The organism is Bradyrhizobium sp. USDA 4353 (assembly GCF_054063215.1).
This window is the reverse complement of the sequence record NZ_JBSSGB010000001.1, coordinates 7,378,743-7,401,641: the sequence shown is the minus strand read 5'-3', so window position 1 is coordinate 7,401,641 and position 22,899 is coordinate 7,378,743. Positions and strand designations below refer to the sequence as shown.

23 protein-coding genes and 1 pseudogene are annotated in these 22,899 nt (G+C 65.1%); 12 read left to right on the top strand and 12 right to left on the bottom strand.

The window, feature by feature from the left end; genetic code table 11:
- Positions 1-12: 12 nt before the first annotated feature.
- From ACVILH_RS33315 to ACVILH_RS33280, 8 genes and pseudogenes are all read left to right on the top strand, one after another.
- Positions 13-1,092, top strand: a complete 1,080-nt coding sequence (locus ACVILH_RS33315; protein WP_456716678.1) for an ABC transporter ATP-binding protein — start codon at positions 13-15, stop codon at positions 1,090-1,092.
- A gap of 3 nt (positions 1,093-1,095) precedes the next feature.
- A pseudogene (locus ACVILH_RS33310) lies at positions 1,096-2,002 on the top strand (carbohydrate ABC transporter permease).
- Complete coding sequence (locus ACVILH_RS33305; protein WP_456716677.1) at positions 1,999-2,805, top strand: carbohydrate ABC transporter permease; 807 nt, start codon at positions 1,999-2,001, stop codon at positions 2,803-2,805. The pseudogene ACVILH_RS33310 and the gene ACVILH_RS33305 overlap by 4 nt, the downstream one beginning before the upstream one ends.
- Positions 2,806-2,996: 191 nt before the next feature.
- Positions 2,997-3,326: a DUF2160 domain-containing protein gene (locus ACVILH_RS33300; RefSeq protein WP_456716676.1), complete on the top strand. Its 330-nt coding sequence runs from the start codon at positions 2,997-2,999 to the stop codon at positions 3,324-3,326.
- Positions 3,327-3,452: 126 nt separating this feature from the next.
- Positions 3,453-5,195 carry an ABC transporter substrate-binding protein gene (locus ACVILH_RS33295; RefSeq protein WP_456716675.1) on the top strand — a complete coding sequence of 581 codons (1,743 nt, stop codon included), beginning with the start codon at positions 3,453-3,455 and terminating at the stop codon, positions 5,193-5,195.
- Between the two features lie 334 nt (positions 5,196-5,529).
- The gene (exbB, locus tag ACVILH_RS33290) at positions 5,530-6,306 is read left to right on the top strand and encodes a tonB-system energizer ExbB (protein WP_456716674.1); all 777 of its coding nucleotides are present in this window, start codon (positions 5,530-5,532) and stop codon (positions 6,304-6,306) included.
- Between the two features lie 3 nt (positions 6,307-6,309).
- Positions 6,310-6,735 carry a TonB system transport protein ExbD gene (gene exbD, locus ACVILH_RS33285; RefSeq protein ID WP_456716673.1) on the top strand — a complete coding sequence of 142 codons (426 nt, stop codon included), beginning with the start codon at positions 6,310-6,312 and terminating at the stop codon, positions 6,733-6,735.
- Positions 6,732-7,658 carry a TonB family protein gene (locus tag ACVILH_RS33280; protein WP_456716672.1) on the top strand — a complete coding sequence of 309 codons (927 nt, stop codon included), beginning with the start codon at positions 6,732-6,734 and terminating at the stop codon, positions 7,656-7,658. The genes exbD and ACVILH_RS33280 overlap by 4 nt, the downstream gene beginning before the upstream one ends.
- A 51-nt stretch (positions 7,659-7,709) precedes the next feature.
- Here ACVILH_RS33280 and ACVILH_RS33275 read toward each other — a convergent pair whose 3' ends face one another.
- Positions 7,710-8,051, bottom strand: coding sequence for a hypothetical protein (locus ACVILH_RS33275; RefSeq protein ID WP_456716671.1), 342 nt, complete (start codon positions 8,049-8,051; stop codon positions 7,710-7,712).
- 51 nt (positions 8,052-8,102) lie between these two features.
- Positions 8,103-8,999 (bottom strand): hypothetical protein, encoded by an 897-nt coding sequence (locus tag ACVILH_RS33270; protein ID WP_456716670.1) that lies wholly within the window; start codon positions 8,997-8,999, stop codon positions 8,103-8,105.
- A gap of 100 nt (positions 9,000-9,099) precedes the next feature.
- Here ACVILH_RS33270 and ACVILH_RS33265 point away from each other — a divergent pair, with 100 nt between their 5' ends.
- Together ACVILH_RS33265 and ACVILH_RS33260 are read left to right on the top strand one after the other, a co-directional pair.
- Positions 9,100-9,321, top strand: coding sequence for a hypothetical protein (locus tag ACVILH_RS33265; protein ID WP_456716669.1), 222 nt, complete (start codon positions 9,100-9,102; stop codon positions 9,319-9,321).
- 646 nt (positions 9,322-9,967) lie between these two features.
- Positions 9,968-10,324, top strand: coding sequence for an EF-hand domain-containing protein (locus ACVILH_RS33260; protein WP_456717153.1), 357 nt, complete (start codon positions 9,968-9,970; stop codon positions 10,322-10,324).
- Between the two features lie 118 nt (positions 10,325-10,442).
- On the opposite strand, the gene ACVILH_RS33255 is transcribed toward ACVILH_RS33260, so the two are convergent.
- The gene (locus ACVILH_RS33255; RefSeq protein ID WP_456716668.1) at positions 10,443-11,078 is read right to left on the bottom strand and encodes a response regulator transcription factor; all 636 of its coding nucleotides are present in this window, start codon (positions 11,076-11,078) and stop codon (positions 10,443-10,445) included.
- 308 nt (positions 11,079-11,386) lie between these two features.
- Here ACVILH_RS33255 and ACVILH_RS33250 point away from each other — a divergent pair, with 308 nt between their 5' ends.
- Positions 11,387-13,762, top strand: coding sequence for a TonB-dependent receptor (locus ACVILH_RS33250; protein ID WP_456716667.1), 2,376 nt, complete (start codon positions 11,387-11,389; stop codon positions 13,760-13,762).
- Between the two features lie 240 nt (positions 13,763-14,002).
- On the opposite strand, the gene ACVILH_RS33245 is transcribed toward ACVILH_RS33250, so the two are convergent.
- Positions 14,003-15,100: an alkene reductase gene (locus tag ACVILH_RS33245; RefSeq protein WP_456716666.1), complete on the bottom strand. Its 1,098-nt coding sequence runs from the start codon at positions 15,098-15,100 to the stop codon at positions 14,003-14,005.
- 144 nt (positions 15,101-15,244) lie between these two features.
- Positions 15,245-15,748, bottom strand: a complete 504-nt coding sequence (locus ACVILH_RS33240) for a DUF1993 domain-containing protein (RefSeq protein ID WP_456716665.1) — start codon at positions 15,746-15,748, stop codon at positions 15,245-15,247.
- A gap of 268 nt (positions 15,749-16,016) precedes the next feature.
- On the opposite strand from ACVILH_RS33240, the gene ACVILH_RS33235 reads away from it, so the two are divergent.
- Positions 16,017-17,435, top strand: a complete 1,419-nt coding sequence (locus tag ACVILH_RS33235; RefSeq protein ID WP_456716664.1) for an ABC transporter substrate-binding protein — start codon at positions 16,017-16,019, stop codon at positions 17,433-17,435.
- A 60-nt stretch (positions 17,436-17,495) separates the two neighbouring features.
- Here the strand turns inward: ACVILH_RS33235 and ACVILH_RS33230 are convergent, their stop codons facing one another.
- The 7 genes from ACVILH_RS33230 to pgm form a co-directional block, all read right to left on the bottom strand.
- Positions 17,496-18,263 carry an SDR family NAD(P)-dependent oxidoreductase gene (locus ACVILH_RS33230; RefSeq protein WP_456716663.1) on the bottom strand — a complete coding sequence of 256 codons (768 nt, stop codon included), beginning with the start codon at positions 18,261-18,263 and terminating at the stop codon, positions 17,496-17,498.
- Positions 18,264-18,346: 83 nt separating this feature from the next.
- Positions 18,347-18,577 (bottom strand): tautomerase family protein, encoded by a 231-nt coding sequence (locus ACVILH_RS33225; protein ID WP_456716662.1) that lies wholly within the window; start codon positions 18,575-18,577, stop codon positions 18,347-18,349.
- A gap of 22 nt (positions 18,578-18,599) precedes the next feature.
- Complete coding sequence (locus tag ACVILH_RS33220) at positions 18,600-19,835, bottom strand: lytic murein transglycosylase (RefSeq protein WP_456717152.1); 1,236 nt, start codon at positions 19,833-19,835, stop codon at positions 18,600-18,602.
- A 229-nt stretch (positions 19,836-20,064) separates the two neighbouring features.
- Positions 20,065-20,280, bottom strand: a complete 216-nt coding sequence (locus tag ACVILH_RS33215) for a hypothetical protein (RefSeq protein ID WP_456716661.1) — start codon at positions 20,278-20,280, stop codon at positions 20,065-20,067.
- Positions 20,281-20,328: 48 nt separating this feature from the next.
- On the bottom strand, positions 20,329-20,571 hold the full coding sequence (locus ACVILH_RS33210) for a hypothetical protein (protein ID WP_456716660.1): 243 nt from the start codon (positions 20,569-20,571) through the stop codon (positions 20,329-20,331).
- A 197-nt stretch (positions 20,572-20,768) separates the two neighbouring features.
- A complete protein-coding gene (locus ACVILH_RS33205) occupies positions 20,769-21,014 on the bottom strand; it encodes a hypothetical protein (protein ID WP_456716659.1) in 246 nt (81 codons plus the stop codon).
- 112 nt (positions 21,015-21,126) lie between these two features.
- Positions 21,127-22,767 (bottom strand): phosphoglucomutase (alpha-D-glucose-1,6-bisphosphate-dependent), encoded by a 1,641-nt coding sequence (gene pgm / locus ACVILH_RS33200; protein WP_456716658.1) that lies wholly within the window; start codon positions 22,765-22,767, stop codon positions 21,127-21,129.
- Positions 22,768-22,899 lie beyond the last annotated feature (132 nt).

Sequence of the window (22,899 nt, the reverse complement as noted above, 5' to 3'; positions counted from 1 at the left end):
GGGAGATGCCGCATGGCCCGCATTGACCTCGAAGGTCTGGCCCACTCCTACGGCAACGGCAGCGACGTCGAGAGCTACGCGCTGAAGCCGGTGACGATGACGTGGCGCCAGGGCGGCGCCTATGCGCTGCTCGGCCCATCCGGCTGTGGTAAGACGACGCTCCTGAACCTGATCTCCGGCATTCTCACGCCGTCGCACGGCAAGATCCTGTTCGACGGCACCGACATCACCAAAGCGTCCACCCGCGAGCGCAACATCGCGCAGGTGTTCCAGTTCCCGGTGATCTACGACACGATGACCGTCGGCGAGAACCTCGCCTTCCCGCTGAAGAACCGCGGCGTGCCCAAGGCCGAGATCGACAAGCGCGTCGCCGAGATCGCGCGGCTCCTGGATCTCACGCCGGATCTCAATCGCAAGGCGACGCGGCTCACCGCCGATGCCAAGCAGAAGATCTCGCTCGGCCGCGGCCTGGTGCGTTCCGACGTTGCCGCCGTGCTGTTCGACGAGCCGCTGACGGTGATTGATCCGGAGCTGAAATGGCAGCTGCGTTCGAAGCTGAAGGCGCTGCATCGCGAGCTCGATCTCACGATGATCTACGTCACCCACGACCAGACGGAGGCACTGACCTTCGCCGACACCGTCGTCGTGATGCATGACGGCCGCGTCGTGCAGAGCGGCACGCCGGCCGAGCTGTTCGACAAGCCCGCGCACACCTTCGTCGGCTATTTCATCGGCTCGCCCGGCATGAACATCCTCTCCGCCGAAGTGAAGGGACGCGAGGCTCGCATCGACGGCCACACGCTGCAGCTTGCGCGCAGCTATGACGCGCTGCCGGCCGGCGCCAAGATCGAGATCGGCGTGCGGCCGGAATTCGTCGATGTCGCCGCGCCCGGGCCGGGCCTGCTCGACGCCAATATCGAGCGCGTCGACGATCTCGGCCGCATCCGCTTTGCGCGCGTCCGTGTCGGCGACGTCAAGTTCGCCGCGCGCTTGCCCGCTGGCTTCTCGCCATCGGGCTCGGCAATCGGGTTGAAGTTCAATCCTGCCTATGTCCACGTCTATGCCGACAGCCGTCTGGTCGAGGGAGCCTGAGTGATGGACAAGACCATCAACAACAAGGCCTGGTTCCTGGTGCTGCCGGTGTTCCTGCTGGTCGCGTTCTCCGCGATCCTGCCGCTGATGACGGTGGTGAACTATTCGATGCAGGACACCTTCGGCAACAACCAGTTCTTCTGGAATGGCGTCGGCTGGTTCAAGGAGCTGCTCGATCCCTCCACCGATCTCGGCGGCCGCTTCGTCGCCTCGCTGTGGCGCAATTTGATCTTCTCCGCCCGCTATTCTCGCCATCGAGGTGCCGCTCGGCATCGTGATTGCGCTGGCCATGCCACGGCAGGGCTGGACCGTGGCGTTCACCCTGGTTGTGCTGGCCTTGCCGCTGCTGATTCCGTGGAACGTGGTCGGGACCATCTGGCAGATCTTCGGGCGTCCCGACATCGGCCTGCTGGGCTATGTGCTCAACCATGTCGGCCTCGACTACAACTACGTCTCCAACGATGCCGACGCCTGGTTCACGGTCATCCTGATGGACGTCTGGCACTGGACCAGCCTGGTGGCGCTGCTGTGCTACTCCGGCCTCAAATCGATCCCGGACGCCTACTACCAGGCGGCACAGATCGACGGCGCCTCGCGCTGGGCGGTGTTCACCGCGATCCAGCTGCCGAAGATGCACCGCGTGCTGCTGATCGCCGTGCTGCTGCGCTTCATGGACAGCTTCATGATCTACACCGAGCCGTTCGTGGTCACCGGCGGCGGACCGGGCAACTCGACGACCTTCATCTCGATCGAGCTCGTCAAGATTGCGCTCGGCCAGTTCGATCTCGGCAAGGCCGCTGCGCTGTCGCTGGTCTACAATCTGATCATCCTGATCGTCTGCTGGGTATTCTACACCATCATGACCAATGCCGGCGCCGAGCGCCGGCCGGTGGAAGGGGGCGCGAAATGAACACCATTCCGGGCCGTCGGGTCATCATCTCGCTGTTCCTGGTCTTCCTGCTGTTGCCGATCTACTGGCTCGTCAACATGAGCTTCAAGACCAACACCGAGATTGTCTCGACCATGACGCTGTGGCCGCATCAGCCGACCATCGCGAACTACATGCGCATCTTCACCGACGAGAGCTGGTATTCCGGCTACATCAACTCGCTGAAATACGTCGTCATCAACACCGTGATCTCGATCGCCGTGGCGCTGCCGGCAGCCTATGCGTTTGCGCGCTACCGCTTCCTCGGCGACAAGCATCTGTTCTTCTGGCTGTTGTCGAACCGCATGGCGCCGGCGGCGGTGTATGCGCTGCCCTTCTTCAATCTCTATTCGGCGATCGGGCTGTTCGATACGCCCTGGGCGGTGGCGCTGGCGCATTGCATCTTCAACATCCCGCTCGCGGTCTGGATTCTCGAGGGCTTCGTCTCGTCCGTGCCGCGCGAGATCGACGAGACGGCGTTCCTCGATGGCTATTCGTTCCCGCGCTTCTTCATCAAGATCCTGGTGCCGTTGATCGCCAGCGGCATCGGCGTCGCCGCGTTCTTCTGCTTCATGTTCTCCTGGGTCGAGCTGTTGCTGGCGCGCACGCTGACTGCGACCGAGGCCAAGCCGATCTCGGCGATCATGACGCGAACGGTGTCCGCCGCCGGCATGGATTGGGGCCTGCTCGCCGCCGCCGGCGTGCTGACGATCATCCCGGGCGCGCTGGTCATCTGGTTCGTCCGCAACTACATCGCGCGCGGCTTCGCGCTGGGACGGGTGTGATGATGGGACGAGTTCGCAGCCAAGCACTCGGTGCGCTCCCTCCCCCCTTGTGGGGGAGGGTCGGGGTGGGGGGTACCCCTCGGGCAGTTTTTGCGGAGACCCCCACCCCCGACCCCTCCCCGCAAGGGGGAGGGGAGCGCACCGCGCTCGGTGCTGGAGTTTTCAACCTCTCTGGCAGAAAGGTTTGAGCCATGGACAGTCTCGCATGGATGGCGTGGACCTTGCCGACGGCGATCTTCTTCGCGGCGCTCGCCTGCACGCTTGCCATCATGACGCTGCTCGCTGCGCGGTATCCTGAGGTCGAGCGGGTCGGTGTGCTGCGCATTCCGACCACGCGCGGCGATCGGCTGTTCATTTCGCTGATCTTGGCGGCGGTCATCCATCTGGCATGGATCGCCCTGGTCGGAACCGATACGATTGCAACCTTGCCGGTCGGCGAGGAAGGATATGAGATCTCGAGCCTGTGGCTCGCAACCGTGGTTTCGCTTGCCTCGGCCGCTGCGATCTTTCGCATCGTCTGAGCAAACGAGAACGACCAGATCCGGGGGGAACCCGGGCCTGAAAAAAGTCTGTCGCTGCAACGGAGGAACACCATGCGACATCTGCCGGTAAGGAACGGGCCTGCGACGAGGGCAAGGGCCTGGATGATGACGAGCGCGGTTGCGCTGATGGCGGCGTCGGCCGCGATCACCGCGCCTGCGCGAGCCGACGAGGCTGCTGCCAAGAAGTGGATCGACTCCGAATTCCAGCCGTCCACGCTCTCCAAGGACGACCAGTTGAAGGAGATGCAGTGGTTCATCAAGGCCGCGCAGCCCTTCAAGGGCATGGAGATCAATTTCGTCTCCGAGACCCTGACCACGCACGAGTACGAGGCCAAGACGCTGGCCAAGGCGTTCGAGGAAATCACCGGCATCAAGGTCAAGCACGACATCATCCAGGAAGGTGACGTCGTCGAGAAGATCCAGACCCAGATGCAGTCCGGCAAGAACGTCTATGACGGCTGGATCAACGATTCCGACTTCATCGGCACCCACTTCCGCTACGGCCAGGCTGTCGACCTGACGGAGTGGATGGCGGGCGAGGGCAAGGACGTCACCAACCCGATGCTCGACGTCAAGGACTTCATCGGGACGTCGTTCACCTCGGCGCCGAACGGCCATCTCTATCAGCTGCCGGACCAGCAGTTCGCCAACCTCTATTGGTTCCGCTACGACTGGTTCACCAATCCGGACTACAAGGCCAAGTTCAAGGCCAAGTATGGCTACGACCTCGGCGTGCCCGTGAACTGGTCGGCCTATGAGGACATCGCTGATTTCTTCACCAACGACATCAAGGAAATCAACGGCGTCAAGGTCTATGGTCACATGGACTATGGCAAGAAGGACCCGTCGCTCGGCTGGCGCTTCACCGACGCCTGGCTGTCGATGGCCGGCAACGGCGACAAGGGCCTGCCGAACGGTCTGCCCGTCGACGAATGGGGCATCCGCATGGAAGGCTGCCGTCCGGTCGGCTCCTCGATCGAGCGCGGCGGCGACACCAACGGTCCCGCAGCCGTCTACTCGATCACCAAGTACCTCGACTGGATGAAGAAGTATGCTCCGCCGCAGGCGCAGGGCATGACCTTCTCCGAGTCGGGGCCGGTGCCGTCGCAGGGCAACATCGCCCAGCAGATCTTCTGGTACACCGCCTTCACCGCCGACATGGTCAAGCCTGGCCTGCCGGTGATGAACGCCGACGGCACGCCGAAATGGCGCATGGCCCCGTCGCCGCACGGCTCGTATTGGAAGGAAGGCATGAAGCTCGGCTATCAGGACGTCGGCTCGCTGACGCTGCTGAAGTCGACCCCGGTCGACCGCCGCAAGGCGGCCTGGCTCTATCAGCAGTTCATCGTCTCCAAGACGGTCAGCTTGAAGAAGAGCCATGTCGGTCTCACCTTCATCCGTGAATCCGACATCTGGGACAAGTCGTTCACCGAGCGTGCGCCGAAGCTCGGCGGCCTGATCGAGTTCTACCGCTCGCCCGCGCGCGTGCAGTGGACCCCGACCGGCAACAACGTGCCGGACTATCCGAAGCTCGCGCAGCTGTGGTGGCAGAACATCGGCGATGCGTCGTCCGGTGCGAAGACTCCGCAGCAGGCGATGGACGCGCTCGCGGCGGCTCAGGACTCCGTCCTCGAGCGTCTCGAGAAGTCCAAGGTCCAGGGCGACTGCGGTCCGAAGCTGAACAAGAAGGAATCGGCCGAGTTCTGGTTCAACAAGTCGGCCAAGGACGGCAACATCGCTCCGCAGCGCAAGCTCGCGAACGAGAAGCCGAAGGGCGAGACGATCGACTACGACACCCTGATCAAGTCGTGGCCGGCCTCTCCGCCGAAGCGCGCCGAAGCCAAGTAAGCATCTTGTCAAAGGGAGCGCCCGACTTGATCGGGCGCTCCAGTCACCTCAAGGCCGGGAGCGATCCCGGCCTTTTCTTTTGTCCGGCAAGTGAGCATCTCCCGCTCCAATCGGGAATTCTTCCCGGGTCACCTGGGACAACTTCCACGGCGCAAGCGCCTTGAAGCCGATGAGGACAGGCGGCACTCTTCCTCATCGGGATTTGTCGTGGTCTTCGCCGCGACTTTGCCCCAACGACGCGAAACAACAAGGCCTCGGCACGATCCGGCGTCGCTCCATGCGATCGGCGCTCAATCGTGATCACCAATCACGGGGCCATCGAGGGAGTTCGGCCATGGATCAGGCGCACATCGCCAGTCTCGCGAGCACGCTGCCCGAAGCGTTGTCGCCCTGGACCATGTTCATGCAGGCCGACATGGTCGTGAAGGCGGTCATGATCGGACTGGCGCTGGCGTCGGTCGCGACCTGGACCGTTCTCGTGGTCAAGACGATCCAGCTACGCTCCGCGCTGCGCACGGCGCGCGGTGCGCTCGGAGTTGCCGTCGCTGCGCGCTCATTGTCGGATGCGACGGGACGAAGTGCCGCCGAGGACGGCGTGGTCGGGCGCCTGCTTGCGGTTGCCGAGGACGAGATCGACAAGTCGCGCGGCCTGCCGGCGGATGGCATCAAGGAGCGTGTGGCCTGGCAGTTCGAGCGGATCGAGGCCGGCGCGGTGGCGCGGATCGGACGCGGCATCGGCATTCTCGCGACCGTCGGTGCGGTCGGCCCGTTCGTCGGCCTGTTCGGCACCGTCTGGGGCATCATGAACAGCTTCATCGGCATCTCGCACACCCACACCACCAACCTCGCGGTGGTCGCGCCTGGCATCGCCGAGGCGCTGCTCGCGACCGCCTTCGGCCTTGCGGCGGCGATTCCCGCCGTCGTCATCTACAACCTGTTCGCGCGCGCGACCGGCGGCTATCGCGCCGTCATCGCCGATGCATCGGTGGCGGTGTTGCGCCTGGTCAGCCGCGACCTCGACCGCCAGCATGCCGGTCCGGCCGAGGCGCGGCGCAGCGCCATCCGCGCCGTCGACGCGCCGCTGCTGTCGATCGCCAATCCGGCGGAGTAGGCCATGGCCGTCAAGCTCGCCAAGCGTCCCGACGCCTTCGAGGAGACGCACGACATCAACGTGACGCCGTTCATCGACGTCATGCTGGTGCTGCTGATCATCTTCATGGTGGCGGCGCCGCTCGCCACCGTCGACATTCCGGTCAATCTGCCCGCCATCTCCGCCGAGCCGCAGCCGCGCGCGGAGACGCCGGTGTTCGTGACCTTCAAGGCCGACCGCTCGCTCGCCGTCGGCGACCAGAGCGTGGCGCAGGGGGATATCGCAGCCACGCTCGATGCAGCAACCAACTCAGATCACGGCCAGCGCGTGCTGCTGCGCGCCGACCAGACGCTGCCCTATGGCGAGGTGATGGCGCTGATGAACAGCTTGCGCCGCGCCGGCTACACCAAGGTGGCGCTGGTCGCGCTGGAAGATCGAGCCGCGCCGTGAGCGTCCTGGCGCTCGATCCGTTTGATCATGACGACCGCCGCGAGCGGACGCTGTGGACCGTCGCCGCCTTGGCGGTGGCCGGCCTGCATGTCGGGCTTGCGGTCGGCTATTTGTTGTTGCGGCCGGCGCCACAAGGGCGCGCCGAGGCGCCGGCGTTCGATGTCGTGTTCACGCCGGCCGTCGTGAGCGAGCCGGCGCCTGCTACTCAGGACGTGCCGCAGGCAGAGCCGTCGCCTGTAGAGCCGCCGAAGCAGGAGGCTAAGGAGCAGCCCGTTGCGCGCGAGGCCGTCGCGGAGCCCGTGCCGCAGCCGTCCTCCGAGCCTAAGCCGCAAGTCATGGCGCAGCCGCAGCCCGTGCCTGACGTGATGCCCACACCAGAGCCCGCGCCGCAGGTCGCGCTCGCGCCCGAGCCGCCGCGCGCCGATGACGTCGTGCTGCCGCCTCCGCCGCCGCCGAAACCGATCGAGGCCAGACCGCCAGAGGCGAAGCCCGCTCCCGTGCAAGAGCGCGTCGAGCGCAAGCCATCCGAGAGGAAGGTCGAGAAGAAGCCGGCGCCGCCGAAGCAGATTGCGGCGTTGCCAAGCCGGCCGGCCCGTTCGGCCGCTGCGCCGAACTCCGGCGCCGACAGCGAGGGCGCGCGGCAGGGCAGGGCGAGCTGGAACAGCGAGTTCATCGCTCATTTCCGGCGCTACAACAGCATGGCGGCCGGCGGCAAAGAGGGAGGAACGGTCAGCGTCAGCGCTGTCATCGCGCGCAACGGACGCCTCGTGTCGCGCCGGGTCGCCACGAGCTCCGGCTCCGCCATCGTGGACCGCGCCGCGCTCGAGCTGGTGGATCGCGCCCAGCCGTTCCCGCCATTTCCGGCCGAGATGACCCAGGCTCAAACGTCGCTGGTGATCCCGATCCGCGTCCGGCCCCAGTGAGCGAGAAGGCCAGCCGCGACGTTGGCCTGGGGGGCCGAATGAAATGGCGCTCTACTTGGAGCACTCCGTCAGGTCGGTGTCTCGCACGACGAACTGCGCGCCTTCCTTGAGCTCGATGTTCTTGGCGATGCAGGTGCGGCCGCCTTGTTCGGACAGCTTGATGTCGTAGCGGCCTGATTTCACGCCGACCATGGTCATGCGCTCATTGTGGTCGACCATACCTTCGTCGTCGTTCTTGCACTGATCGACGCCCCAGTTCTTGGTTCCGGCGGCTGCGAGATACATCTTCACGATGGTCTGCCCGGTGCGGTTGAGAAAGCGCGGGCCGTCCTCGGCTGAGGCGGCGGAGCCGGCCAGCAGGAGAACGACGCAGGCGGTGACGAGGCGACGCATGACGAGTCCTTTTGGTAGGTTGAGTTGAAGCGAGCAGGGCGCGCGGCGAGATCAGAAATCCTTGCCGATGCTGGTTTTGATCGCGAGGCCGCGCGACGCGTTGGTGAGGCCGTAGCCGACGCCGAAGCTGAACTCGAAGCCTTTGAACTTGGTGTCGGCGACGGCATAGAGCGTCTGCATCTGTTGATTCCACGGCAGGATGTGGCCGATCGGTCCGAGATTGGAGAAATGCTCGATGCCGACGGTCCAGCGGTCGCTGAGCCGTTTGACGAAACGTACCGACGGCTCGAACGCCGAGCCGGCGCCGTCGATGCCGAATGTCATGTTGGCGTTGAAGATCAGTTGATAGTCGTTGGGCAGGTTGACACCGATGATCGGGGTGAACATCTGGGACACCCGCGGCGTCGCCTCCTGCACGAAGCGAGGCGCGCCCGGCTGGCCGGCGCCGGCCTTGTTGGCGACCCACAGATCCGGCGTGAGGCCGCCCTGCGGCGCCAGGATGGTGCGCGACACGAGGCCGAGAAAAACCGTGCGCTCGAGCCGGTCGCCCTGGATGAAGGTCTGGCGAATGGTGACGCCGCCGGACTGGAATGAGTAGCCGGGCACGCCATTGTCCATCACGTTGCCCATGGCCATCGGCACGTTGGCGCGCGCGATGGCGTAAGGCGAGGTCAGCGCGATCTCGTACCATTCGGTCGGCGAGTAGCCGATCTCGGTCTCGCCGGTGAGCGCGCGCTGCGTGGCACGGCGGCCGTTGTTCTGCTGTTGCGGATTGAAGGTCGTGACATAGCCGAAGCGCTGCTCGACCTGGAAGTGACCTGGCGAGGCCGGGTCGTTGCCCTGGATCTCCTCGGCCGCGGCGCTGATCGGTGCGAGCAGCAGGACAGCGGCGGCCTTGCACCATCGCGCTGGTCCGTGTCGTCGTCTCGCGATGCCGCCCGATTGCATACCTCGTGCTCCCCCTGAGATGAACAGCTAACGAGTCGGCAGGGCGAAAACATGCGGCGGCCTCGGCCGAAAGGTGACGCAATCGGGAAACGATCAGTTGATGGTCGCCGCAATCATCAGCGTCGCGGCCGCATCCCCGGGCAATAGGGATGTTTTGGCAATCGGATCGGGATGTTTTGACCGGGACAATGTGGCGGACGATCTGCAAGTGAATCTCAAGGGCGCGATGAATGTGGCGCGTTACAAACACAATGAGGTCACAGAACGGAGAAACCATGCGTTGCAGCGTGAATTGCTGATCGCCGGATCGGCCAGAGAATGATATGCCCGTGCATCAGAACCTCGGCCAGCATCACCGCTTGTTAGCTCAGCCGGTGAGGTTGGGATTGACGATCGCGCTCCTGCTATCGACGCTCGTGCTGCTGGAGAGACCCGCCGTCGCCCAGGCGTCGCTACGCGATCAGCTGGAGGCCTGGTGGAATGAAACGCAAATCGGCAAGAGCAGAGCGCGAAAGAGCTGCGTCGCATCCGAGCCCGGGTGCAAGGGACGCAAGGCTACGCGGACTGCGAGAGGCCGCGACGGAGCCAAGGTCACGCTGGCGGCCGAGGCTCGGGAGCGTGCGGGGAAGCGTCGACGACATGTTGCAGTCGATGCCCGGGCTGAGGGCGGAGGAGGTGTGCTCGACGAGGACACAGGCCCGCGTCGCGACCGTCCAGGGAGATATTTCCTGCATGGGCCCAGGTTCTAGTCCCGATGCTCCCGGCGCTAATTTCCCGGCTGTCTCGTTCTTGCACTTGCGAAACCGCCGGGGCTCGCCTAGGTCAACTCCTACATGCGTAATCCGGTCAAGCCGGCAGCACTCGCATCAGTTGTTGCAGCGCCCTCATCGCCGCCCCCCATCGGACGGCGGAGCCAAAGGATCAATTCGATGAATTTGAAATTGATGATGACGGCGGCAGCCGTCGGTATGGCCGCGATCGTCGGCACGTCCACGGTCGCAGTGAGCGCCTCGGCTCCTTCCAAGCTGCTGACCTCGATCGATCCCGACAAGGATGGCACGGCCGACATGAACGAGGTCCGCGCCGCGGCCGGTGCCCTGTTCGACAAGCTCGACCGCGATCACGACGGCACGCTGGATGCCAAGGAGCTGCGTGGCCGCGTCTCGGCCAAGGACCTCAAGGCCGCTGATCCGGACAATGACGGCACCCTGACCAAGGACGAGTATCTCGCGCTGGTCGAGGGACGCTTCAAGGCCGCCGATCCCGACAATGACGGCACGCTCGACTCCAAGGAGCTGAAGTCGGTCGCCAAGCTGCTGAAGTAGGATTGCGGTCCCGACTGGACCGATCGACGCAAGAACGAGGCCTGCGCCGGGAGACCGCCGCGGGCCTTGTCGTTTTGAGCTTCACCCGCGCTGGGACGTGCGGGATGTCGGGCAGAGCTCACAGGCCCGGTCGTGACATCTCCACGGCGAGGCGCACCAAGTCGGGCAGGCTGCGCGCGCCGAGCTTCTGCCGCAGCCGATAGGTCAGGTTGATGACGGTCTTGTAGCTGATCCCGAGCTGGTCAGCGATGGCCTGATAGGATTTGGCCTGCGCAAGCAGCGCGAGCGCTTGGCGTTCGCGCTGCGTCAGCGACGCCTCAGAGGTCCCCTCGGCATCGGCTCGGAGCATGGCGATTCGGGTGGCGAGCTGCGGATCCAGATAGGTGCCGCCAGCGCGCACCTGCTCCAGCGCCTTCGGCAGCTCCTGTGGCGCGGCATCCTTCAACAGATAGCCGCTGGCACCGGCGTCGATCGCGACGCGGACGATGCGCGGATCGGCCAGCATGCTGAAGACGAGAATCCTGGCTCCAGGGTCATGCGACCGCATCCGCTCGATCAAGCCGATCCCACCGAGCTCATCGCCCTTCAGACGCAGATCGACGACGGCTGCATCCGGCTTATCGCGAACATAGGCTTCGTAGCCGCTGTCGGCATCATACGCCTCGGATAACGAGCCGATTCCGGCCGCAGCCAGAAGCGAGTGGCAAGCCGTGATCACCACCGGATGGTCATCGACGAGCAGAACACGATACATCCGTTGAAGGTCTCGCCCTTGGCGCCGGTCGTGCCGGCTTGTTTCCATCACGCGAGTTCCCTTGCAAACCAGAACCGAGTGCGGCAGTGCGGCTGAGCCGGGGAGAGAATTTGGCAACATTGTCGCAAGTTGCCGGATTCGGGAAGAATGTCCCTAGCGAGGGAAGAATAATCCCCATTGCGACAGTATTGGCCGCTGCTTTACCAATGTTAACGTTCGTAAACTGTGGGAATTGACTGGATTTGGAGCGGGTGGGGCTCAGGGGCGTGAGCTGACTCCGACCGGTCGACAAGAAACTGGGGGCCGTCTTGACCAGACTCTCGGCGCTGAAGAGTGCTCTACTCGCGACCTGTGCGTTGCTACCTGATGTTGTGTGCGCGCAGGAGGCGCTGCCGACCTTCGATGTCGTCAACGTCTCGCCCGTCCAGGGCAGCGAGATGTCGAAGGACAAGATCCCGTCCAATGTCGAAACCATCGGCGCGCGCGAGCTCGATCACACCCGGGCGCCGTCGCTGCTCGACAACATCCTGCAATCGGTGCCCGGCGTATCCTTGAGCGACCAGACCGGCAACACGTTTCAGCGCGACCTCAACTATCGCGGCCAAACTGCGTCGCCGGTGCTCGGCACACCGCAGGGCATCGCGGTCTACCAGAACGGCACCCGCATCAACGAAGCCTTCGGCGACGTCGTCAACTGGGACCTGATTCCGGAGATGGCGATCGCGCGCATGACCTTGATGCCGAACAATCCGCTGTTCGGCCTCAACGCCACCGGTGGCGCGCTGTCGATCGAAATGAAGAACGGCTTCACCTATCAGGGCGGAGAAGCGCAGCTGTTCGGTGGCTCGTTCGGCCGCATCCAGTCGGGCGCGCAGTATGGCTGGAACAACGGCACCTACTCGGCCTATATCGCGGCGGAGGGTGCCTATGACCGCGGCTGGCGCGACTACTCGTCGGCCTCGCAGGTCCGGCGCATGTATGCCGATTTCGGCGCGCGCGGCGACAATACCGAATTCCATCTGTCCTTCACCGGCGCCGACAACAAGCTCGGCTCGGTGGCGGCCACCCCGATCGAGATGCTGAACCGGCGCTGGTCCAGCGTCTACACCTGGCCGCAATCGTTGCGGCTGCAGATGCAGATGGTGCAGGCCAGCCTGAAGTGGGCGCCGACGGACACGCTGTCGATCCAGGCCAACGGATACTACCGTAACTACAAGTCGTCGCGCCTCGACGGCAACGGCACCGAGGTGCAGGATGGCGGCGGCGTGTTCGTCCTCGAGGACGCCGCCGGCACCCCGTGGGACATCAACCGCAATGGCCCCACCGCCAACACGCTGGCCGCCGATACCGCGCTCGGCCAAATCGACCGCAACACGGTCAAGACCGACAGCTATGGCGGCTCGCTGCAGGCGACGTCGACCACGCAGGTCTTCGGCCATGACAACCATTTCGTCGTCGGCGCCAGTGTCGATCACGGCAACACCAACTTCCAGGCGACCTCCGAGCTCGGCACCATCGATAACAATTTGTTCGTCACCGGCCTCGGCGTCTATATCGACCAGCCCAATGCCGGGCTCGCGCCCGTCAACCTGAACGCCAAGAACACCTATCTCGGCATCTACGCGACCAACACCTTCGACATCACCTCGCAGCTGGCGCTGACCGCCGGCGGCCGCTTCAACTGGGCGCAGATCAATCTGCGCGACCAGACCGGCTTCGGACCGCTGCTCAACAGCAACAACAATTTCCAGCGCTTCAACCCGGTGGTCGGCCTGACCTACAAGATCACGCCTGATACGACCGCCTATGCCGGCTACTCCGAGGCCAACCGCGCGCCGACGCCGCTCGAGCTCGGCTGCTCCGATCCGGCCAATCCCTGCCTGATCGACAACTTCCTGATCGCCGATCCGCCGCTGAAGCAGGTCGTCTCGCGCACCGTCGAAGGCGGTCTGCGCGGCGAGATCTCCGGCGGCCGCTCGGCCTATGCCGCCGATCTGCCGGCCTATCGCAAGGCGCCGATCAAGTCGGTCGCGGTCGACGGCGGCTGGAAGCTGCGCTGGGGCCTCAGCCTGTTCCGCACCGAGAATTCCGACGACATCCTCCAGGTCGTCGATCCGCTCAACCCGGTGCGCGGCTATTTCAAGAACGCCGGCACCACGTTGCGCCAGGGTGTCGAGGCCAAGCTCGACCTGACCTGGAATCGCTGGACCGCCTACGCCAACTACACCTTCATCGACGCCACCTTCCGCAGCGCCTTCGACGTCAACGATCCGTTCCTGAAGGTTCCCGTCGGCGTCGTCTCCGGCAACCACATTCCCGGCATTCCGTCGCACCGCCTGAAGCTGGGTGCCGAATATGCCGTGACCGATGCCTGGAAGGTCGGTGCCAGCGTCAACTACGTGGGAAGCCAGTACCTGCTGCACGACGAGACCAATGTCTATCCGAAGGTCCCGTCCTATTGGGTCGTGAACCTGAATACGTCCTATCAGGTGACCAAGAACGTCGAGGTGTTCGGGCTGATCCAGAACCTGTTCAACCAGCGCTACTATTCGGCCGGCACCGTGTTCGATCCGGCCGGCTTCAACACGGCCGGTGGCGGAAATGCGTTTGTGATGAACGACCCGCGCAGCATGGTGCCCGGCATGCCGCTCGCGGCCTATGCCGGCATCCGCGCCAAGTTCTGAGGCGCTGAACCCCACAGGCGCAGCCGCGCTGCGCCACGGACGCCCCCCACCGTGGCAAGAAAGCCGGGAGAGATCCCGGCCTTCTTTGTTTTCAGCGAGTAGGGTGGGCAAAGGCGAGCCGATCCGCAAGCGACACGTTCCGCTCTATCGCGCGCCGTGCCCACCATTTCGTCCGTTGGTGCTGATGCATGGTGGGCACACGCCGCCTGACGGCGGCGCTTTGCCCACCCTACCCAATGACTACTCCGCCGCCTGCGCCGGCTTCAACGTCGGATAATCCGTATAGCCCTTCTCGCCGCCGCCATACAGCGTGGCGCGGTCGAGCTCGTTGAGCGGAGCGTTGGCCTTGAGACGCGCGACCAGATCGGGGTTGGCGATGAACGGGCGGCCGAAGGCGATCAGGTCGGCGGCGCCGGCCTCGAGCTGCTTGTCGGCGAGCGGGCGATCGTAGCCGTTGTTGGCGATATACGTCCCCTTGAAGCGCTTGCGCAGCGACGCATAGTCGAACGGTGCGACGTCGCGCGGGCCGCCGGTGGCGCCCTCGATGACGTGGATGTAGACGAGATTGAGCGCATTGAGCTGGTCGACGATGTAGTCGAACAGAGCCTGCGGATTGGAGTCGCTGATATCGTTGGCCGGCGTCACCGGCGACAGCCGGATGCCGGTCTTGTCGGCACCGATGGCGGCCGAGACCGCCTTGGCGACCTCCAACATCAGCCGGGCCCGGTTCTCGATCGAGCCGCCATAGGAGTCCGTGCGCTTGTTGGCGCCGTCCTTGGCGAACTGGTCGAGCAGATAGCCGTTGGCGCCGTGGATCTCGACACCGTCGAAGCCGGCCTCGATCGCGTTCAGCGCCGCCTGCTTGAAGGCGTCGACGATCCCCGGAATTTCAGCGAGCTCGAGCGCGCGCGGGGTCGAGACATCGGCGAAGGTGCCGCCGACGAAGGTCTTGGTCTTGGCGGGAATCGCCGAGGGCGCCACCGGTGCACCGCCGTCGGGCTGCAGCGAGACATGCGAGATGCGGCCGACATGCCAGAGCTGGATGAAGATGCGGCCGCCCTTGGCATGCACCGCGTCGGTCACCTTGCGCCAGCCGGCGATCTGCTCCTTGGAATAGATGCCGGGCGTGTCCTGATAGCCCTGGCCCTGCTGCGAGACCTGGCTGGCCTCGGAGATCAGCAGGCCGGCGCTGGCGCGCTGGGCATAATATTCCGCCGTCAGCGGCCCGGCGGCGAGGCCCGCGACGGCGCGATTGCGCGTCAGCGGCGCCATCACGACGCGATTGGCCAAGGTGATGGGGCCCAGATTGGTCGGCTCGAACAGTTTGGATGTGCTCATCGATGTCTTCCTGGGAGAGAGGAGAGGCTTGTGGTCAGTTGTGCATTGCGGTGGAGGCCGCAAGTCCATCAGCTATCCGCAGGATGCAGACGAGCCGTGAACCTGGCTCGTTTGCGAGCCTGCGATCAAACGCAGAACGCCGCCTCAGGCGACGCCGAGGAAGTCCCGCTTGCCAATCTCGACGCCGTTGTGGCGCAAGATTCCGTGGGCGATCGCGGCGTGGAAATAGAAGTTCGGAAACGAGACCCGGTTGACGAAATCCTGGCCCTTCAGCGTCACGCTGACGCCGCCCGCCGCCGGGAACGTGACGTCCCGGCCATCGGCGCCTTCGAATTGCTCGGGCTTGAAGGTCCTGAGGTAATCGACCGTCTTGGCGAGCCGCTGGCGCAACTCGGCAAAGCTCGTCTCGGTGTCGGGCGTGGTCGGGACCTCGCTATGGGTGATCCGCGCGCAGCCCTTGGCGGCGAAGTCGCAGGCGAGCTGGATCTGCTTGGAAAGCGGCAGCATGTCCGGGTAGAGCCGTGCGCCGAGCAGAACCTCCGGGGCGATCTTTCTGGCCTCGCAATGGGCTTCGGCCTTGCTGAGCAGCCCGGAAAGGCTGCCGAGGATCTGGAGGTAGGCCGGCACGGTCGAATCGTAAAAGGACATGATGCTCTCGCGAAAGGGAGGAGACGGCGCAAATGATGCGTGTTCCCGAGATGGGGCGGCGCGGAAGAGAATGCAACTGCATCTTTCTGCTGTTTCGCGGACATCCGTATAGCGGTGTTCCTCCATAAGAGATTAGGCGGCCAGCCCCTCGCAAAGTCGGCCACCCGACCTATCTGAAGACATCGCGGAACATTCGGGACTGACACCAGTTCGCCTAAGTTCCAGCGCGGTTGTCGCGAACACGCGTTTGCGCTCAGAGGGGCCGCTGATGTCACCGTCCGATCCAGCCAGGAGCGCTTACGATCGTCGGCAACGACGGTTGCTGATCGTGCTGGCGTTGGGATTCCTGGCCTTTGGCGCCGCTGCAGCCGCCCTTTTTTACGTCTTGCAGCCCGAGACTCTGCGGATTGCCGTGGGACCGGCGGGGAGTGACGACCACAAGGTCGTCCAAGCGATGGCCGACGCCTTTGCGGAGGAGAGCAGGACGGTCAGGCTCTCCCCGATCACGACCGCGGGAGCGGCTGAATCCCTGGCCCTGCTAGCTGCCGACAAAACCGATCTCGCCATCGGCCGCGGCGACCTCAGCATGCCGCCCGACGCGCAAACGCTAGCCGTCCTGCGCAAGAACTATGTCGTCCTGTGGTCGCCTTCCGGGCGACGCGGCAACGAGGCCAAGAACAACGAGCCCAAGAAGAAGGCCGGCGGCAAGATCACCGAGATTGCCGAGCTGGCCGGTCACAAGGTCGGCATCATCGGGAGGACCGGAGCAAATGTCGCAGTCCTCCAGGCCATTCTGGAGGGCTCCGGCGTGCCGCCCGACAAGGTTGCGACAGTTCAATTTGGGACGGACGAGATCGAAAAGCTGGCGCAAGATCCGACCTTCGATGCCTATCTCGCTGTCGGTCCGCTCGACAGCAAGATCACGATGGACGCCATTGCCGCGACGGCGAGGGCGCGCGGCGCTCCCAAGTTCCTTCCCATCGATGCCTCCGAAGCCATTGCCCTGAAGCACCCGCGCTATGATGCCGAGGAAATTCCGGCCAGCGTCTTCAGCGCGAAGCCGGCCTGGCCGGAGGACAAGGTCGACACGATCAGCGTCAATCACCTGATTTTGGCGAAGAAGGAACTGTCCGAAGCCAAGGCGGCGGCTTTCTTTCGGCAGCTCTTCGCGGTCCGCGACACGATCACGCAGGGCCTCGCCGGCGCCGCGCACATCGCCAAGCCCGACACGGAGAAGGAGACCGAGCCCTCCGTGCATCGAGGCGCCGCAGCGGTGATCAACGGCACGGAGCGAACCTTCCTGGACAAGTACAGCGACTATTTCTGGTTCGCCTTGCTGGTGCTGTCCGGCATCGGGTCGGCCGCTGAGTGGCTGCGCCGCTATCTGAACCGGGATGACCTGGGCGACGACGACAGCTCTCGCAACCGCATCCTTGCGGCGGTCTCGGAGGTCCGCAATGCGGAGTCGGAAAGCGATCTGTTGAAATCGCAGCGCGAGGTCGACGCGATCATCGGCGAGACCCTCAAGGACTATGACGATGGAGCCATCGAGCAGGAGGACCTGGTCGCATTCAGCCTGGTCCTCGAGCTGTTCAATCATGCCGTGGCCGAAAAGCGCGCGACCTTGCAGGGCGGCGCTGTCGATCAGACATGGACCTCGGGTCCAACCCTCGCCTCGCGGCGATAGCAGCGCCGGGCCGGGGAGTCCTCATCGGCGCCCTGGGGCACGACCACGTCCGATCGCCCGCTATGGCAGGGCAACTCCGGTCAGTTCGCCCAGCCTGGCCAGCAGCGCATCCTGGAACGCTCGATCGGTCGCTTCGCGCGCCGGCTCCTGTTGCTGAAGGTGGTGCCAGTAGCGTCCGCTGACCAGGGCGTCGGGATCGTCACTCACGGCGAGCCAGGCTTGCGTGCGCTGGCCGGTGTCGATGTCGACAGGGGCACCGGCTCCGCCCATGCGCGTGCGCACCCAGCCGGGGTCGACCGCGTTGCTCAGCACCTGCGGCCAACGTCGCGCCAGCGCAAATGCCAGCGCCACGACGTGCAGCTTGGTCTCGGCATAGGCCTTGGCTGAGTCCCAGCGGCGTTTCGTCCAGTCGAGATCCAGCAGCGAGCCTTCGCCGCCGCGATGCAGCCCGCTGCTGAGATAGACCAGCCGGGCCGGGCGCTCGATCAGCGCCGTCAGCATGTACGGCGCGAGCGTATTGACGGCCAGCGTCGTTGCGTGGCCTTCCGGCGTGTCGCCGCGGCTCGGCTGCGCATAGACGCCGGCATTATGGATGATCGCGTCCATCCGCCCGATCGCGTTGACCTGGTCCGCGATATCACGCGTCTCCGCGTCGCTGCCGAGATTGCCCACCGCGATCCCGGTCGCCCGCGATCCGAGCTCGCCGAGGGCCGCGGCGCGATCGGCCGTCCGTGCATGCAGCACCACGCGATGCCCCTGATCGAGCAGCGATTGCGCTGCGGCCCGGCCGAGCCCGTCGGTGCTGCCGGTGATGAAGACGATAGCCATGAGGTGATCCTCCGAACCTATCCCCACGCGAGCGTCGCGGCGGCCGATCTCAACGCGCTCGGCACGCTGATGGCACCATCAGCTCATTGCGGCTCGTAGCCGGGCTTCTTGTAGATCGTACCGGCCTTTTCGATGATATCGGGCCCGTACACCTTGGCCGTCCATTCGTTCGGGGCGACGTCCTCGATGCCCACCGAGATGGAGTCTTCGCTGGAGCCGAGCGTGCGCGTCACCGCTTCGGTGAGGGCTTTCGCCAGCGCCTGCTTCTGCTCCTCGGTCCTGCCCGGATAGAGCTTGACGATGACGTGAGGCATGGCCGTTGTCCTTCGTTGATGATCAGCGCGACGCCGTGGCCGGTGCGGGCGCGGCCGCCCGTTGCGTGCCGCCGCGCATCCGCGCCAGCAGCTCGGCGGTCGGCCATGAATCCGCCGGCAGCCCCAGCCGCTGCTGCATCGTCTTGACCGCGATGCGGCTCTGCTGCCCCAGCACGCCGTCGACCTTGCCGACATCGAAGCCGGCCTTCACCAGGAGCTGCTGCAGCTCCTTGATCTCGTTGAAAGGCAACTGAGCAACCGGACCTGCCGGCTTGCGCATCGGCGCCGCGCCCGCGATGCGCGTGGCGAGATAGGCCGCGGTGGTCGAATAGATCAGCGAGTTGTTCCACTCGGTGTAGGCAGCGAAATTGGCGTAGGCCAGGAACGCGGGGCCATTGCGGCCCATCGGCAGCAGCACGGAGGCCTCCAAGGCATCATTCGGCAGCGGCCGCCCGTCGGCATAGGTCACCCCGAGACCGGCCCATTTGCTGCGCGCAGCCTTGACGGTGAGATCCGCCTGCTCCCAGGGGAAGGTCGAGGGCACGCGGATCTCCTCCAGCCAGGGCTCGCCGCGGCGCCATTTCAGGCCGGTCGCGATGTAGTTGGCGGTCGAGCCGATGACGTCGGGCGCGCTCCGCAAGAGATCGCGGCGGCCGTCGCCGTCATAGTCGACGGCGTAGGTGACGTAGTGCGTCGGCAGGAACTGGGTCTGGCCCAGCTCGCCGGCCCAGGAGCCGATCATCTCCGTCGGCGTGAGATCGCCGCGGTCGATGACCTTGAGCGCCGCGATGGTCTCGTTCTGGAAACGCTCGCTGCGACGGCAGTCATAGGCTAGCGACACCAAGGACGGCAGCACCGGCAGATTGCCCATGTTGGACCCGAAATCGCTCTCCAGGCCCCAGAACGCGGCGATGACCGCCGGCGGCACGCCATACTCCTTCTCGGCGCGCGCGAACGCCGCCGCATGCATCTTGATGTGCTGCTGGCCGTTCTGCATCCGGTAGACCGCCGCCATGCGGCCGGCGAACTCCGTGAACAGCTGGCCGAACACGCGTTGGCCGCGGTCACGGTTGACGATGCCCTGATCGTAGGTGAGGTAGGGTGACGCTGCGGCGATGGCGCGCTGCGACACGCCCTCGGCGACCGCGCGCTGCTTCAGCTCGGCGAGAAAGCGATCGAAGCTCTGGCCGTTATGACAGGACGCGGCGCGCATCGGCGGCGCCGGCTTCGGCCGCGGTGCCGTGGCCTCCGGCGCCATTTGCGCCGACGCGCTCGCAGCCAGCATGAAGAAGGTTGCGAGCGCGCTGAAGGTGACGCGCAAGGCAGTCGAAGAGCTTCGCATCCGGTCTCACCGATCGCTGTCTAATCCCTTGTCGCTCCATCGATATCCGAACTGGCGCAAAAAGGGAAACGGCCGCGGCGAGACCTGTTGATACGACGGGCGGCGAGCAACCTGCCTGCGCCGACGCCACGGCGTCTCGCATTCATCAGCGGCGGCACTTCGGCCCGTAATACTCCTCCCGGCACCTCTTGATCAGGCCTTGATTGACGAGCGGCGGCAGCCTGGGGGAGGCGGCCGGCTTGTTGCTGATGTCGCTCCGAGCGCCGACGAAGCGACCCGCAGCCGCCGGACTGAGCGAGCTTGCGACGGTGAGCGCAGTGACGAGGAGAGCGGCTGCGAGGGTGAGGATGTGCCTGGTCATTTTGGTCTCTGACTGAAAACGGATGTGTGGCTTGTGCGAGGATAGCGCTCAGGTCGGGCAGTGGCGCCAGGAGCCGCCGCGGCAGACCCTCGCCGGTCGCTTGCCGATCGTCTTGGGGCCCTGCAGCTTGATGGCGGGAACGACGAGCGAATTGGCCGGCCTGTCGGCGATGGATGTGGGGCCGGCCACGACGCGCGTCGCGGCGTTCGCCGAGGTGATGCTGAGAGCGCCTGCAATGAGGCCGAGCAGTACGGCGAGGGTCATCGAGGAGATGCGCGTGGTCATGGGCATGATGCTTCTTGTTGATGCTGCATGTGAGCGGCTTGGATCGAGCGGAGCATGCCCCGAAGCGCAGACCGGGCGATGTGACGAAGCGCACACTGCGTGAGGACGTGCCGTTCAGGGCACTCGGCGGCGGCCTTGCATCAAACGAAAGCCCGCAAGGCGCAGGCCTCGCGGGCTCCGGAAGGTCTCGTCGGTCGGCGCTATCAGCGAAAGCCGTTCGGATAATAACCGCGATTGCAGGCGCGGCGCAGCTTGTCGTACCAGTCATTGCGCTGAGACAGCGGATAGGTCATCGCCACCGTATGGGCGTTCCGCATGCAGTTGACGTAGGGCTGGTTGCTGGCCCAGCGATAGTCGAGCGGGTTGGCGGAAGCGCCCGAGGCCGCCAAAGAACTCACAGCGAGCGTGGCTGCAGCGGCGAACAAAGCAATCTGACGATTCATAATCATGGTCCCTCTCATCTCGGCTGCCCGACGCAGCCTTCGACGGGGACCATGCCTTGGTGTGGTTGATGCGTATGTGCTCGCTGTCACACGCGTCTCGACGCCGTGGCCGACGGAGCTAAGCCACCCTCGCCAGCGCCGCCTGGGCCTCGCTCTGGATGCGCTTCAGGTGCTCGGCATCGCGAAAGCTTTCGGCGTAGAGCTTGTTGACGTCCTCGGTGCCGGAGGGGCGGGCCGCGAACCAGCCGTAGTCGGTCTCGACCTTGATGCCGCCGAACGACTGGCCGTTGCCGGGCGCCTTGGTGTGGACGACGCGGACGGGATCGCCGGCGAGCTCCTTCAAGTTGAGCTTCTCCGGCGTCAGCGCCTTCAGCGCGGCCTTCTGCGGCGGCGAGGCCGGCACGTCGATGCGCTCATAGACGGGGGCGCCGAGCTCCGATGTCAGCTCCTTGTAGAGCTCGCTCGGGTCGCGGCCGCGCTTGGCCATGATCTCGGCCGCGAGCAGGCCGAGGATGAGGCCGTCCTTATCGGTGGTCCATACCGTGCCGTCGCGCTTGAGGAACGAGGCGCCGGCGCTCTCCTCGCCGGCGAAGCCGAAGCTGCCGGAGCCGAGGCCTTCGACGAACCATTTGAAGCCGACCGGCGTCTCCACCAGCTTGCGGCCGAGCTTGTTCGCGACGCGATTGATCAGCGAGCTCGACACGATGGTCTTGCCGATCGCCGCATCACCGCGCCAATTCGGCCTGTGGGCGAACAGATAAGCGATCGCGGTCGCCAGATAATGGTTCGGGTTCATCAGCCCGCCCGAGCGCGTCACGATGCCGTGCCGGTCAGCGTCGGTGTCGTTGGCAAAGGCGACGTCGAAGCGCTCGCGCATGCCGATCAGGCTGGCCATCGCGTAAGGCGACGAGCAGTCCATGCGGATCTTGCCGTCCCAGTCCGCGGTCATGAAGCGGAAGGTCGGATCGACGACATCGTTGACGATCGTGGCGTTGAGGCCATAGCGCTCGATGATCGGCGCCCAATAGGCGATCGCCGCGCCGCCGAGCGGATCAATGCCGATCTTGATGCCGGCGGATTTCACTGCCTCGAGATCGACGGCGTTGGCAAGATCGGCGACATAGGGCGTGATGTAGTCGTATGGGTGCACTGAGCCGCGCTGCTTGGCCTGGGCGTAGCTGATGCGGGAGACACCATCGAGATCGTTGGCGAGATAGACATTGGCCTGCCGCTCGATCTCGGCGGTGGCGTCGGTGTCGGCCGGGCCGCCATGCGGCGGATTGTATTTGTAGCCGCCGTCCTCGGGCGGGTTATGTGACGGCGTGATGACGACGCCGTCGGCGAGATGCGCCGTCCGTCCCTTGTTGTAGGAGATGATGGCGTGGGAGATGACGGGCGTCGGCGTGTAGCCGCCGTCTCTGTCGACCATCACCTCGACGCCATTGGCGCCGAACACCTCGAGCGCGCTGGCGAGCGCCGGCTCGGCCAGCGCATGCGTGTCGATGCCGACGAACAGCGGCCCGTCGAGGCCCTGCTGGCGGCGGTAGTCGCAGAGCGCCTGCGTGGTGGCGAGGATGTGGTTCTCGTTGAAGCCGGTCTTCAGCGACGAGCCGCGATGGCCCGAGGTGCCGAACGCGACCCGCTGGGTCGGCTCGTGCGGGTCGGGCTTGAGCGCATAATAGGCCGTGATCAGCCGCGGAATGTTGGCGAGCGCGGCATTGGCGATCGGCTTGCCGGCAGCGGGGTCTGTCTTGGCCATGGAGCATCCTTCGCAAGTTCGAGAAACAACCGCGGCGGCGGATCGTTCCGCCCCGGCGCGGGGAGGAGCGCGGCCGTCGCGACGCGCATGCCGGCCAACATGGCGGCGGCCGGTGATCCGATCAACGGAAAT